At 66.9% G+C, this 13,139-nt stretch carries 17 protein-coding genes; 11 read left to right on the top strand and 6 right to left on the bottom strand.

What is annotated here, in order from left to right; all coding sequences use genetic code 11:
- The 3 genes from BKA03_RS13535 (at position 1) to BKA03_RS13525 (ending at position 2,135) form a co-directional block, all read left to right on the top strand.
- On the top strand, positions 1–339 hold the full coding sequence (locus BKA03_RS13535) for a ribbon-helix-helix protein, CopG family (RefSeq protein WP_062075569.1): 339 nt from the start codon (positions 1–3) through the stop codon (positions 337–339).
- A 97-nt stretch (positions 340–436) separates the two neighbouring features.
- Positions 437–1,249 carry a type IV toxin-antitoxin system AbiEi family antitoxin domain-containing protein gene (locus BKA03_RS13530; RefSeq protein WP_062075570.1) on the top strand — a complete coding sequence of 271 codons (813 nt, stop codon included), beginning with the start codon at positions 437–439 and terminating at the stop codon, positions 1,247–1,249.
- Positions 1,239–2,135, top strand: a complete 897-nt coding sequence (locus BKA03_RS13525) for a nucleotidyl transferase AbiEii/AbiGii toxin family protein (RefSeq protein ID WP_062075571.1) — start codon at positions 1,239–1,241, stop codon at positions 2,133–2,135. Before BKA03_RS13530 ends, BKA03_RS13525 begins: the two co-directional genes overlap by 11 nt.
- A 24-nt stretch (positions 2,136–2,159) precedes the next feature.
- Here BKA03_RS13525 and BKA03_RS13520 read toward each other — a convergent pair whose 3' ends face one another.
- Complete coding sequence (locus BKA03_RS13520) at positions 2,160–2,705, bottom strand: uracil-DNA glycosylase family protein (RefSeq protein WP_062075572.1); 546 nt, start codon at positions 2,703–2,705, stop codon at positions 2,160–2,162.
- A 162-nt stretch (positions 2,706–2,867) separates the two neighbouring features.
- Between BKA03_RS13520 and BKA03_RS13515 the strand changes: the two genes are divergently transcribed.
- On the top strand, positions 2,868–3,188 hold the full coding sequence (locus BKA03_RS13515; RefSeq protein WP_062075573.1) for a DUF4190 domain-containing protein: 321 nt from the start codon (positions 2,868–2,870) through the stop codon (positions 3,186–3,188).
- A gap of 17 nt (positions 3,189–3,205) precedes the next feature.
- Here the strand turns inward: BKA03_RS13515 and BKA03_RS13510 are convergent, their stop codons facing one another.
- Complete coding sequence (locus BKA03_RS13510; RefSeq protein ID WP_062075574.1) at positions 3,206–3,511, bottom strand: hypothetical protein; 306 nt, start codon at positions 3,509–3,511, stop codon at positions 3,206–3,208.
- Positions 3,512–3,677: 166 nt separating this feature from the next.
- On the opposite strand from BKA03_RS13510, the gene BKA03_RS13505 reads away from it, so the two are divergent.
- From BKA03_RS13505 to BKA03_RS13475, 7 genes are all read left to right on the top strand, one after another.
- Entirely contained in the window at positions 3,678–4,277 is a 600-nt protein-coding gene (locus tag BKA03_RS13505; protein WP_152649593.1) for a DUF6318 family protein, read from the top strand.
- Between the two features lie 10 nt (positions 4,278–4,287).
- Positions 4,288–5,301, top strand: a complete 1,014-nt coding sequence (locus BKA03_RS13500) for a hypothetical protein (protein WP_179398105.1) — start codon at positions 4,288–4,290, stop codon at positions 5,299–5,301.
- A gap of 32 nt (positions 5,302–5,333) precedes the next feature.
- On the top strand, positions 5,334–5,915 hold the full coding sequence (locus tag BKA03_RS13495; RefSeq protein ID WP_062076346.1) for a helix-turn-helix domain-containing protein: 582 nt from the start codon (positions 5,334–5,336) through the stop codon (positions 5,913–5,915).
- Positions 5,909–6,367, top strand: coding sequence for a hypothetical protein (locus tag BKA03_RS13490; protein WP_062076345.1), 459 nt, complete (start codon positions 5,909–5,911; stop codon positions 6,365–6,367). The genes BKA03_RS13495 and BKA03_RS13490 overlap by 7 nt, the downstream gene beginning before the upstream one ends.
- Positions 6,368–6,468: 101 nt before the next feature.
- Positions 6,469–7,059, top strand: a complete 591-nt coding sequence (locus BKA03_RS13485) for a hypothetical protein (protein ID WP_152649665.1) — start codon at positions 6,469–6,471, stop codon at positions 7,057–7,059.
- Positions 7,059–8,105: a hypothetical protein gene (locus BKA03_RS13480; protein ID WP_179398103.1), complete on the top strand. Its 1,047-nt coding sequence runs from the start codon at positions 7,059–7,061 to the stop codon at positions 8,103–8,105. Before BKA03_RS13485 ends, BKA03_RS13480 begins: the two co-directional genes overlap by 1 nt.
- Before the next feature lie 146 nt (positions 8,106–8,251).
- Positions 8,252–8,419, top strand: a complete 168-nt coding sequence (locus tag BKA03_RS13475; protein WP_179398102.1) for a hypothetical protein — start codon at positions 8,252–8,254, stop codon at positions 8,417–8,419.
- Positions 8,420–8,426: 7 nt separating this feature from the next.
- Here the strand turns inward: BKA03_RS13475 and BKA03_RS13470 are convergent, their stop codons facing one another.
- The 4 genes from BKA03_RS13470 to BKA03_RS13455 all read right to left on the bottom strand — a co-directional run bounded on the left by BKA03_RS13470 (position 8,427) and on the right by BKA03_RS13455 (position 13,126).
- Positions 8,427–8,735 carry an alpha/beta fold hydrolase family protein gene (locus BKA03_RS13470; RefSeq protein WP_062074389.1) on the bottom strand — a complete coding sequence of 103 codons (309 nt, stop codon included), beginning with the start codon at positions 8,733–8,735 and terminating at the stop codon, positions 8,427–8,429.
- A 405-nt stretch (positions 8,736–9,140) separates the two neighbouring features.
- The gene (gene glpK, locus BKA03_RS13465; protein WP_062074442.1) at positions 9,141–10,640 is read right to left on the bottom strand and encodes a glycerol kinase GlpK; all 1,500 of its coding nucleotides are present in this window, start codon (positions 10,638–10,640) and stop codon (positions 9,141–9,143) included.
- Between the two features lie 165 nt (positions 10,641–10,805).
- Positions 10,806–11,693: a fructose bisphosphate aldolase gene (locus BKA03_RS13460; protein ID WP_062074388.1), complete on the bottom strand. Its 888-nt coding sequence runs from the start codon at positions 11,691–11,693 to the stop codon at positions 10,806–10,808.
- A gap of 176 nt (positions 11,694–11,869) precedes the next feature.
- Entirely contained in the window at positions 11,870–13,126 is a 1,257-nt protein-coding gene (locus BKA03_RS13455) for a DUF2254 domain-containing protein (RefSeq protein WP_062074387.1), read from the bottom strand.
- Positions 13,127–13,139: the final 13 nt, after the last annotated feature.

The raw sequence follows: 13,139 nt of genomic DNA, 5'->3' as shown, positions 1-13,139 counted from the left end.
ATGACCCCCAGCCGAGACACCGAGGCTGCCCGCTTCGCCGCCGAACCCGAATCCTGGGGCGAGCCCCAAGGAGGCCCCACCGGCGCCGATGCCGCCGCCCACGGCCGCGCCCTGCTCGAGGCCGCTGGCGTCGATGTCGCCGCCGTCGAACGCCGCGTCGGGCGCCCTCGCATCGGCGGCACGGCGGGACGCAAGGGGGAGCGCAGCGCGCGCGTCAACGTCGCGGTGACCGACGCCCAGGCCGCGATCATTGACCGGCTCGTGGGGCAGGGGCGCACCCGCAGCGACATCGTGCGCGAGGCGCTCGACGAATACCTCGCGGCGCGAGAGTTTGGCTGAACCAGCACCGACCACTTCACACGCCAACGCGGGAACGCGGGAACGCGGGAACGCGGGAACGCTTGAAAAGTAGCAAATAGGCAGATACAATCCAAGCATGCAAACCCGCGAGGCACGCCGAGCGATCATTCCGGTCGCCGAAGCGCAACGCGGCCTGGTCACCACGCGACAGGCCGCGCTCGTCGGCGTGCCCCGGCTCTCCATGTCGCGGCTCGAAGCGTCGGGAGACCTTGAACGCCTCGCCCACGGCGTGTACCGAGTGGCGGGTGCAGACCACGACGAGTACACCGACGTCTACGCGCAGTGGCTCGCGCTCGACCCCGGGCGCACAGCCGCCGAGCGCGTCGCCGACCGTGCGCACATGATCGCCGTGTCGCATCGAAGCGCCGCCGCCATCTACGACATCGGCGACCTGCCCGCCGATGTCGACACCTACACGTCGTCGTATCGCAAACAGTCGCAGCGGGAGGGCGTGCGCGTCCACACCGGCACGCTCGAGCCCCCCGACGTCCGGGTCGAACACGGCATGCTCGTCACCACGCCGGAACGCACGCTTGCCGACCTTCGTCGGACGGAGCCTGACTCGTCGCACGTGGCCGACGCCCTCGCCGATGCGCTCGAGGGCCGGCGCGTGACGGGTGCTTCCGTCTCTCGGGCTCTTGGTTCGGACGTGGTGGAGCGGATGCTCGCATCGAAGGGACTCGACAGTGCGGGCCTCGCCCGCGCGATCATGGCGTCCGCTACGGGAACTCGGGCTTTCAGGGCATTTCAGGAAGCGGTCGGCGGAACAGTGGCAGGGCACATCACCGCAGCCGCCTTCCCCACGGTGCTCCAAGACCTGCCGTGGAGCACGCTCGCGGAGGTAGAGCGTGCCTCTCGCATCACAGAAGGGGTTGCTGATGAGTCCTGACAAGCCCAGGCCGCTGTCCAAGCGCTCGGTGCTGGACCGCGCCAAGAGCGCAGGCGTCAAGGGTGACGTGGCGCTCCGCGATCTCGCATTCAACCAACTGCTCGCACGCATCGATGCGCACGCACCGGGGAGTTTCATGCTGAAGGGGGCGCAGGCGTTGCGGGTTCGTCAGGTCAGTTCACGGTCCACGCGCGACCTCGATCTTCGTTCGAGCGCCGGGACGGTCGCGCTTGCGGTCGATGCTTTGGTGGCCGCGATCGGCACCGACCTGGGCGACGGCATTCTCTTCCAGGTCTCCCGCGAGCCCGCCCCGTTGGGCCATGATCACACGGGCGGATCCATCGGCGTCAACATCCGGGTCGAGGTGCTCCTCGGGGGCGAATTCATTGCCTCCGTATCCATTGACCTAGTGACCGGGCGGGATCCCTCGGGCTCCGTTGCTCGGCTGCCACGACCTATGGCCATCGCCTTGCCGGGGATCGTCGAGGCGCACATAGACACGTATCCGGTAGAGGACCACATCGCCGACAAGGTGTGGGCGACCATGACGATCTACGGGGATCGGCCCTCGAGTCGCCCACGAGACTTGTATGACTTGTTCGCGTTTGCGCTGCGCTCGGAGCCCGAAGCGCTGGCACTGGGCGCAGCTCTGGAGGAGGAGCGACTGCGGCGAGGAATCGCGGCGACCGCGAGCTTCAACGTGCCGCCTGACTGGCAGGCAGGATGGGGGGCGCTCGTGACCACCTATCCTGACCGGGACTTCCCCACCGACTTCGGCGATGCGCTTGGCTTGGTTCGGCTGCTTCTTGAGCCCGTGCTCACGGGTGAAGTGACTCGTGGGCGATGGGATCCTGCGGCCGCATCATGGGCGGTGGAGGAGCGCTAAGTATCGCCGCGCCACCCTCGACCCTCACCCCTCGACCAACCCCACCAACCCCCGCATCACTTCGTCCGCGCGGGCAGGCACCTCAAACGGTCCCGGCAACCGGAACACCTGCGCGCCCCAAGACGTGCGCGTCGGTTGCAAACCCGGACTGCCCTCGGCGCCCAGCAGAGCGGCCACAGGTTGGCGGTACACGGCGATCACGAGTCGCACATGACGTGAGGCGAGCTTGGTAGCCAACACCGCACGACCGTGCGCGAGTTCCGCGGCGCTCACGCCCACCTCGCGCGGCGTCGGCCGCTTGACGATGTCCGTGAAGCCCACGCCTTGCGCGAGCCCCGCCTCCTCGAAAAAGCCGGTGTCGGGCACGTCCCAGCCAAGAGCGTCGGCGATGCGACCCAGCTGCCGCCTGCCCAACGGGCCCTGGAAGTAGTGCCCGGCCGCCACGGACCCGGGCGAGGGATTGATGCCGACGATCGCGGCGCGCGGGTGCTCGGGCCACACGTCGATGAGGCTGAGCACGCGAGTGCCCATCCACTCCTCGAAGGATTGGTAGCCGCGCAGCCCGCTCATAGGGAAACGCTAGCGAGATCCGTCGAAGGGCGCCCGCTCACGTGCGGCGCCCGCTCTCTCTCGGCCACGCTAGCCAGGGCCCAAAGCACCAGGCCATGGCCGATGTCAGCGATACCGTCAGGAGGCGTCCGCTCCTGCGGGCAACAACGAGGGAGAATTGTCATGAGCGTCACCCCGGGCGTCGGTCAGCCCAACACGCCCGTCTATGCGGTCAAGCCGCCGATGCTGACGCTCGCCGTCGTCTCGCTGTGCTTTGGCATCGCTGGCGTCTTGATGCTGTGGGTGCCGTTCTTTGGCTGGAGCCTCGGCATCGTCGCTGTACTGACGGGCCATGTCGCGGTGAGCCATATCAAACGCTCGATCCAGCCGCGTTCAGGCAAGGGACTGGCGATCGGCGGACTCGTGACGGGGTACTTCGCGACCGTTGTGGGGACGGGCTTCTTCATCGTGACCGTCATCATCGCCGTCGTCCGCAACCACTAGTCGGCGCGCATCGGCGCCTATTCGCGGCGGAGCGTGAGCGCCAGGCTCGGCACCAAGAACGACGCGAGGAAGATCGGCAGCAGGTTCTTGCCCGTGCAGCGGAAGGCGACGACCTCGCCGTCGGCGGCGTCGAAGGTCACGGCCCGGCTGGACTTGCGGCCGCTGCGCAGATGCAGGGTGTGAGGCCCTGGTTCCAGCGGCGTCTCGAAGGTGTCGTTCATGTCGACGGACCCGACGCGCGCGCCGTCGAGCTCGATGTCGTAGGTCCCGCGGCGGACCTCGACGCCGATGGACTTGTGCGTCACCGTCAGAGTTGCGGACATTGGTGAACTCCTCTTGGTTCGTGAGGCTCTTGCTGTGGGCGGTTGGCGACGGGGGTCGCGTACTCATCCCAGTATGCGCGCCGGTTTTCCACAGGGCCGATGCTTCCGGTAGCAGGCATGGCGCTTGCCCGGTATGGTCTCGTGCATGGCTCGATTGTCACGTTTTGTGACGGTTGTAGTCCTCTTGGGGGGCGCGACCGTATCTCTGTCTGCATGCACGGGTGGTTCTGACCCGATCGCATCGCCCAGTCCCTCGGTCTCGACCGTGGTGACTCCGTCGCCGTCGCCCAGCGCGTCGCCCTCGCCGACCGCGCTCACTGATGAAGAACTGCTCGCGCTGATTCCCGAGGAGGCCCGTGCCGAGAACTTCGGGAGTGCGAGCAACTTCGCCAAGTTCTTCATAGATCAATACCCGACGCTATTCCACACAGGGCACGACGGCGAACTCTTCCAGTATCTGAGCGCTGACGACTGTGTATTTTGCGCGAACGCCATCACGGACTCGGTGGCCACCGGGGCGGCCGGAGCCTACAACGAGGGCGGCACGTTCACGTGGCCCGATCAGCCGCCACGTGGAGGCCTAGAAAGCGACGGCTACTGGTATGTCACCCAGGGGTTCGAGGTGTCTGACACGATCACATACCTCGAGGACGGAAGTCAGTACAAGACGGAGCGTGGTGGCGCGGGCGAAGTCGGTTTGAAAATGGCTTTCGACGAAGGGGGATGGCGTGTCCATGGGGTGGAATTCGTCTACGACGACGAGTAGGAAGCGAGCCGTGGCGCTGATGGTGGCTCTGACGGCATTCGCTACCGCACCGGGGCCCGAGATTGGCGGCAGCACGCGAGGCGACAACGGCGATGCCAACGTGCACCTGAGCGTTGGTGAGGCTGCCGCCCAGGGTGCACCGACTTCGGGTACGTCCGCGGGTGACCGGTGGGTGCGTCACGAGATATGTCGTGAGTGGATCACGGTGGAGCGTACGGGGCAGATGTTCTCGGGTGTCTGGGATGGCGCGATCCCCGACTGTGCGGGAGAGGTGTTGGCGCCGCGGCAGCCTTGTGCTGACGGCCAGGTTGCGTTGGATCCGTGGTGGGTGAGTCGGGTCGAGGTCGACGGCTCGTATGGTCCTTGGTCGCAGGTGTCGAGTTTTCAGTGCACGGGTGACCTGATCTATGCGCAGGTCGCAAACGTATGGGAGACGATGCCGATCGTGCCGAACACGTATCAGGTTCAACCATCGGCGGGCTTCGCGATAGCTGAACTGGGCGTCAACCTCGTCGCGGACACCCACCCCCGCACGCTCGCCGTGACCCTCATGGGTGCCCCGGTCACGATCCGCGCGGTCGCGACCCAGTACACGTGGACCAACACCGACGGCACCACGTGGACCTCCACCGCACCGGGCAAAAGTTACGACCAGGGCGGGCGGCCCTTCGTCTTCCCTCGCACCGCCGAGCACCGCACGACGTTCACGTTGACGACGACGTGGCGGGGCGAGTTCACCACCAACGGCGGCGTCACCTGGCGCGACGCGCCGGGCACGGCGACCACCACGTCGGCCTTAACAACGGTCCACGTTTACAACCCCCACACCCACCTCGTGGACTGCGACCTGAACGGCAACTGCGTCGACGGCTCCCCAGGCGGCGGGAACCAGAAGACGATCCTGGACCCCGACGGCGACGGCATCGACAACTACCTCATCCCCGACAACCAGATCGCCGACTACCTCGCCACCCGCGACGCCGGCCACACCTGGACCCACACCGAACGCAAGACGTCCGCTTGACTATCGGTATTCTGGATATTAACCTCCGTTATATGAGAACAACGGCGCCGCTGCTCGCACCGATCTTCCGGTCCGAGGGTCAGGCGCGCCTGCTTGCAGCGCTCCTGCTGGGCGGCGACGAGTTGTCTATCTCCGACGCCGCGGACCGGGCGCACCTCGCCTACCCCACGGCCCACCGGGAGGTGGCCCGGCTTCTCGATGCCGGCATCCTTGAGGAGCGAAAAGTCGGCCGCATGCGCCTGCTGCGCGCCAATGTGAACAGCCCCCTGACCGCACCTCTGCGCGACATTCTGTTGGTGTCCACCGGGCCCGTGGTGCTGCTGGCCGAGGCCCTTGTGGGGATCCCCGGCATCGAAGCGGCGTTCCTCTACGGGTCCTTCGCCGCGCGCATGCGAGGCATCGAGGGCCCCGCACCGCACGACGTCGATCTCATGGTGCTCGGCTCGCCTGACGCGGCGCAGGTCTACGCCGCCTGTGCGCGAGTGGAGGAGATGGTGCACCGCCCGGTCAACCCGACCGTCATGAGCGGGGACGAGTTCCGCGGGCAGTCAGGCTTCCTGTCCGAGGTCAGGTCAGGACCCGCCATCCCCGTCATCGGGGAGCTCCCATGGTGATGACCCCGCTCACTGCGGCCCAACAAGCGGCGGTCGACGCCCTGGCACAGTCAGGGCGCATTGCGCCCGTACCGGTCGACCTGCTACGCGCGTCCTCATTCATGGGCAATGCTCGCGACCTCCTGGACGAACTTCCCAAGCTCACCGGCCCGAGCGCGCGCTACACCCTCGCCTACGACGCGTGTCACGATGCCGGAGAGGCGTTACTGGCGTCGTATGGCTTCCGCACAACGAATGGCCCTGGCCAGCATGAGGCGCTCGGCCGTTACCTGTGCGCAGTACTCGACATTCCGCCGAGCGACGCAGCGGCGCGTCGCTACGATCAACTGCGTCGGTCCCGCAATCAGCAGCGCTACCAGGCCGGACCCGTCGGCGCGGCCCAAGCGAACCTCGCAGCCCAGACCGCGCAGGAACTCTATGACGCGGCACGTCACAGGGGAATCGACGCCTAACAGTTCGGCGCGGTGAGCATTGTCCACAGGGCCGATGCTTCCGGTAGCAGGCATGGCGCTTGCCCGGTATGGTCTCGTGCATGGCTCGATTGTCACGTTTTGTGACGGTTGTAGTCCTCTTGGGGGGCGCGACCGTATCTCTGTCTGCATGCACGGGCGATTCTGACCCGATCGCATCGCCCAGTCCCTCGGTCTCGACCGTGGTGACTCCGTCGCCGTCGCCGAGCGTGTCGCCCTCGCCGACTGCGCTCACTGACGAAGAACTGCTCGCGCTGATTCCCGAGAACGCCCGGGGCGAGGACTTCTTGAGCGCGAGCAACTTCGCGAAGTTCTTTGTCGGGCTCTATCCCGAAATGATGCACGACCAAGACCCGGAATTGTTCAGCATGCTTTCCGACCCAGATTGTGTCTTCTGCAACAATGCCCTTGGAAACCTGGCGGACCTTGTGGCATCCGATGGGTCGATGACGGGCGGTGATGTCACCGTAGAGGTGGGACTTGCCTCAGGAGGCCTCGAAGCCGACGGCACCACGAACGCGTCCTTTGACGCCGAAACTGCTGACACCACCTTCTTGGATGTAGCCGGAAGTGTCACGTCCACAGTCCCTGGCCGGGGCGGTCGACTCGGTGTGAGTCTTCGGTACGACGTCGATCATTGGGTCGTGTTGGGCGTCGGATCTGAGGATGCCTGATGGTCGCCTTGGCGGGTGGCACATTGGGCGCACTAGGCACGGTCATGCTGTTCTTGGTCGCCGTGGTTACCGGTGACCCGGGCGACATCTGGGGCACGACCCATGGTGACTCGACAGAGGTTCACTCACCGAGCGAAGCCGCATCGCAAGGGGCTCCCGTGTCCTCCGCCGCCTCAGCGGGCAGCGATCGTTGGCAGCGTCACGCGATCTGCTCGGAGTGGGTGACGTTTATCCGGGTTGGCGAAGTGGGTGTTAGTGAGTTTACGAAGTCTTGGTCGCCGTCTATCCCTGACTGCACGGGCGCCCCCTTCCGGCCGCTAGCCGCGTGCCCGGATGGCACGACACCACTGGAACCTTGGTGGGTAAGCCGAGAGGACTCAGGTGTCTACGGCCCTTGGGAAATCGCCAGCTCCCAGCAGTGCGCGAGCGACCTCCTCCTGACCCAGGTCGAGCAGGCGTGGGAGACGATGCCGATCGCGCCGAACACGTATCAGGTTCAACCATCGGCGGGCTTCGCGATAGCGGAGCTGGGCGTGAACCTCGTCGCGGACACCCACCCCCGCACGGTCGCGGTGACCCTCATGGGTGCCCCGGTCACGATCCGCGCGGTCGCGACCCAGTACACGTGGACCAACACCGACGGCACCACGTGGACCTCCACCGCACCGGGCAAAAGTTACGACCAGGGCGGGCAGCCCTTCGCCTTCCCGCGCACCGCCGAGCACCGCACGACGTTCACGTTGACGACCACGTGGCGGGGCGAGTTCACCACCAACGGCGGTGTCACCTGGCGCGACGCGCCGGGCACGGCGACCACCACGTCGGCCTCAACAACGGTCCACGTTTACAACCCCCACACCCACCTCGTGGACTGCGACCTGAACGGCAACTGCGTCGACGGCTCCCCAGGCGGCGGGAACCAGAAGACGATCCTGGACCCCGACGGCGACGGCATCGACAACTACCGCATCCCCGACAACCAGATCGCCGACTACCTCGCCACCCGCGACGCCGGCCACACCTGGACCCACACCGAACGCAAGTAGGGCCAGGCGACGCTGCCTCGCATCGGCCCCGATGGCGGAGCGCTCGTTGGGTCCCCCTGGACTCGTCCGCTGTGGCCCATCCCGCTACCGCCCGCCCGCCCGGAGTAGATTGAGGGCGGTCGCCAATCAAGGACGAAGGCATTGACATGGCACACGAAGAGCAGTTCCCCGGTCAGGCCCCAGAGTCGACCGATCAAGCCCACGTCCAAGAGATCGAGGACCAGGTGCGAGACCTAGCGAAGATCAGGGACGAAGGCCTGCTGACGTACGAGGAGTTCGCCGCCAAAAAGGCTGCGCTGCTCGCGGAGTTGTAGCCGGCTCTCAGCCGGGACTCACCAAACTCACCCATTCCGCGACGCCATCGCGCACCTGCGGATCCACGACCAGTTGGAAGTGGCTCAACTCCGGGAACTCTATGAGTTGCGCGCCGTAGTATTCGGCCACCGGACGGCCGCGTTCGGCGGTGTAGTCGCGTCCACCCACGACGAGCATCGGGCACGTGATCGCGGGGACGCTGATTCCGCGCTTGCGCTCGCCCCGGGCCAGCGAGGACTCGGGCCGGTGGCGCATGCCCGGCACCGATGGGCCGTAGGTGGATTCGGCGTCGTACGTGCCCGGCTCCAGCCGCACAGAATCGCCGGCTGGTCCCCGACCGCTGCCAGCACCCTGTCGGCATAGTCGGACATCGTGGCATGGGCGATGTCGAGCCCCTCCTGAAGGTCGGGGATGCGCACGTCGTCGTGGGGCCACGGGGCGGACCCGTCATCGGACACCCAGCCGTCAAACACCCAGGGCCCGGACGTGGCACCGTGCACCAGCACCACCCGGGGACCGCCGGTTCCGCGAGGCGCTGCCGTGTTCTTGTCCGTGCCCTCGTTCACCTTCGTGTCCATGCGCCGAGACTACGCGCCGGCCGGTCCCACTCGTGCGGGAGCGGAAGTGGCTTACTTCGGAGGAATCGTTAATACGTTAACTATCTTCCGGAACGAGTCTTGAGCCACGCCGATGCTCGGGGGCCGCAACTCACGAGCCGCCTCACTCCACGTCGTCGTCCACCCAGTCGAGCGTCCTCTTCACGGCCTTGCGCCAGTTGCGATACAGCCGCTCCGCCTCGTCGCGAGGCATCATGGGAGACCAGCGCGCGTCCTCGCGCCACTGACCCTTGAGTTCGTCCAAGGATGACCAGAACCCCACGGCCAGCCCCGCCGCATAGGCCGCGCCGAGCGCCGTCGTCTCCACGATCACGGGCCGCACCACGTCCACTCCCAGCATGTCGGCCTGGAACTGCATCAGCAGCGAATTGACCGTCATGCCGCCATCCACGCGCAGCTCCGGCACCGTGACGCCCGTGTCCGCCTCCACGGCCTGGATCACATCGCGCGTCTGGAACGCGGTCGCCTCGAGCACCGCCCGCGCCAGGTGCTCCTTGGTGACAAACTGCGTGAGCCCCACCACGGCGCCGCGCGCATCGGGCCGCCAATATGGCGCGAACAGCCCCGAGAAAGCGGGCACGATGTAGGCCCCGCCGTTGTCCTTCACGGCGGCGGCGAGCGGCTCGATTTCGGCGGCCGACGCGATCATCCCCAGGTTGTCGCGCACCCACTGCACGAGCGAACCCGTGACAGCGATCGAACCCTCGAGCGCGTAGCGCGGGGGCTGGCCATCGAGCCGGTACGCGACCGTCGTGATGAGCCCATGCTTCGACGCCACCCGCTCGGTGCCGGTACCCACGATGATGAAGTTGCCCGTGCCGTACGTGTTCTTGGACTCGCCCTTCTCGAACGCGGCCTGCCCAAAAGTGGCCGCCTGCTGGTCGCCCAGAATCCCGGCGATGGGCACCCCGGTCAACAGCGAATGCCCGCCCACGGTGCCGTACAGCTCGGACGACGACCTGATCTCGGGCATCATCGCGCGCGGCACCCCGAACGCCGCCAGCAGTTCCTCATCCCACTCGAGAGTGTCGAGGTCCATCAGTAGGGTGCGCGACGCGTTGGTCACATCGGTCGCGTGCAGGCCGCCGCCGGTGCCGCCTGTGAGGTGCCACAGCAGCCACGAGTCGGTGGTGCCGAACAGCAGGTCGCCCGCCTCGGCGCGCTCCCTCGCCCCCTCGACGTTGTCGAGGATCCACGCGATCTTGGTGGCAGAGAAGTAGGTGGCGAGCGGCAGACCTGTCTTGAACTGGAACCGGTCGACGCCACCGTCGGCCGCTAGCGCGTCGACCTGGTGCTGGGTGCGCGTGTCCTGCCACACGATCGCGTTGTAGACGGGCTCGCCCGTGTGTCTGTTCCACACCACGGTGGTCTCGCGCTGATTGGTGATGCCAACGGCCGCGATCTGCAGGCGAGTGATGTCCGCACGTGTCAAGGCCTCGCCAACGACCCGCCTGGTATTCGCCCATATCTCGTGAGGGTCATGCTCCACCCAGCCTGCCCTCGGCAAGATCTGCCGATGCTCGAGCTGGCCCGTCGACACGATCGCGCCCGCGTGGTCGAACACGATGGCCCGCGTCGACGTGGTGCCCTGATCGATGGCCATGACGTACTGAGGGCCCACATCGAGGGGTCCTTCAGCGTCGGGGCGCGTCTCGTTCCTGAACAGTCGCGGAAACCTCATGCCCCATGGTGGGCGTGGCGGAGCGCATGGCGCAAGGGCGGCGGCCGCCGCTGTTCGCGCGCGAGAGCCGCAGCCCGGCATGCGAGGTCAGGTGATCGACGCCTCGTAGATGCTGGCGATCGAGGCGTCGAGCGCGGCGTCAAACTCGGCCTGGCTCTGCTGGATGGTGAGGCCCTCCGTCAGGGCGCGGGAGAAGCTGGCGGCGACGCCGTGGTTGCGGGCGAGCCTGCCGTTGGCCTCCTCACGCGTGTAGCCACCGGACAGGGCGAACACCCGCAACACGTTCGGGTGCTCGACAAGCTCGTCGAGGAAGCCGTCAACCTCGGGCAGCGTCAACTTGAGCAGGACCTGCTGGTCGGGGCCCAGCTGGCCCAACGCGTCCAGGAGCGCGGCCTTGAGCAGCACCTCGGCCCCTGCCTTCTCGGGGCTGAAGATGTCGATCTCGGGCTCGATGATCGGCACCAGGCCGGCGTCGAGAATCTGGCGACCCACCTCGAACTGCTGGTCCACCACGGCCCTCACGCCGGTCTCGTTGGCCAACTTGATGACCGAACGCATCTTGGTGCCGAAGACGCCGTGGTCCTTCGCTTCATCGAGGACCTCCGCCAGGTCGGGCATCGGATTCATGACTCGAGCGCCATCCGCCTCGGCAACGAGACCCTTGTCGACCTTGAGGAACGGGACGATGCCCTTCTCCTCCCACAGGTATTCGGCGGCGCCCTTGCCGCCGATCTCGCGGTCCATGGTCATCCCGAAGAGGATCGTCCCGAGGATCCGGTCGCCGGTGAAGACCGGGCTGGTCATGATCCGGGCGCGCATCTCGTGGACGAGGTCGAACATGGCTTCCAGGTTCGCGTACGCGTCGTCGTTGACGCCGTAGAACTGCAGGGCCTTGGGGGTGCTGCCGCCGCTCTGGTCGAGCGCGGCGATGAAACCCTTGCCGCTCTTCATCTTGTTGAACTGTTCGGTGTTCATGAGTCCGCTTCCTCACATCGTCGGGAGACGAGCCCCGGGCGGACTCGCGCGAATTCGGTATCCAGATCTGCCGGATCAACCGCTTCGCAGCAGGTCTTTCTCTCGGCTTACACCTGCAAATAGCGGGCGAATCGGGATCAAAGTCCCGGGCTCCGGGACCGGCGCCCCGCCGCACCTCATTCGCCCCGCCGCACCTCATCCGCGGCAGCCTCCACGAGCGCCACGTCGCCGGCATCGTCCAGCCCCCGGACGGCCCTGACGCACGCTCGCACCGACGCTTCCAGGAAGACGTCGCGCTCGCGTTCCACCTCGGCGATCCGCACCAAATCGCCTAGTACCCTCTGGACCCGCAGGCCCACTTCCACAAGGCCCGCGCCATCCCGGGCGAGCGGCCGGAACGCGTCCTCCACCAGGTCGCCGAGCGCCACCGCGGGCACGTGTACCCGCGGGAATCGAGGCTCGCCGTCGTCGGCCTCGGACTTCAGCAGCTCCGTCACCACGCGCTCGATGGCGCCAAGCACCTCGATCGCGGTTCCGGGATCATTCACGGCGGGGGACAGCGCGTGCGAGCCGATCTCGGCGAGCGCAATCAGGCCAAGGCGCGGATCCTGCTCATACGTCCGATGCTTCTCCAACCTGAACGCCCCGCGTATCCCCGCCGCGACGTCGTCGTCGAGAGGACCCACTACGCGCGCTAGCGCCGTCCCATGCCCCACCAAGGCCCCCGGCATCGCGTCGAGGTGCACCGTCACCCCTGCGGCATCGGCCACGCGTTGTAGCCGCCCGATGTCCACCCCAGTCACGTAGCCCACCTGCTCCGAGAGCGCCGTCAGTGCGCCATCGGGCACGCCGACGGGTGCCACCCCGCCCAGGTGGGGATCGCGCGCGTAGGCGTGGATCGCCTTGGTCGCTGCGCGCTCCACCCTGTCAATGACATCGGGCACCCTGCCAAAACCGGTGAGGTGGTGGATCCACCGCAGCAGCGTGGCCACCACCAGCGCGATCACGCCGAGCGTGCCGAGGAACAGCACGGACCGCCCCCCGTCGGTGAACGAGCCGGTGCTGAGCGCCACGATCCCCACGATCGCGAACACGAAGGTGCCCAGGAACGTGGACAGCGCGTTCTGCGAGGTGCGATCCGCGACGAGCAGTTGCGTGGCGCGGGGCGTGGTGCCCTGGGCAGCCGCCGCATACGCCGAGATCATTGCCGTCAGCGAGAAGGTGGTGACCGCGAGCATGGACGTCGCGAGAATCTGCAAAATCCGGTACGCGGCGTCCTGGCCGAAGTTGACGGAGAGCGTGCTTGGCAGTATTTTCCCGACGGCCAAAGCCGAGCCCACCAAAGCCAGTGCCGCCACGGCGAACACCACCAGCCGGAACCACATCCGCTCGGGCAGGCGCTTCACGAAGGTGTGCCAGTCGATCGCTGCCATGATTCCTCCGTCG

Source organism: Demequina lutea, assembly GCF_013409005.1.
Lineage (GTDB): Bacteria > Actinomycetota > Actinomycetes > Actinomycetales > Demequinaceae > Demequina > Demequina lutea.
This window is presented reverse-complemented; position numbering and strand designations above follow the sequence as displayed.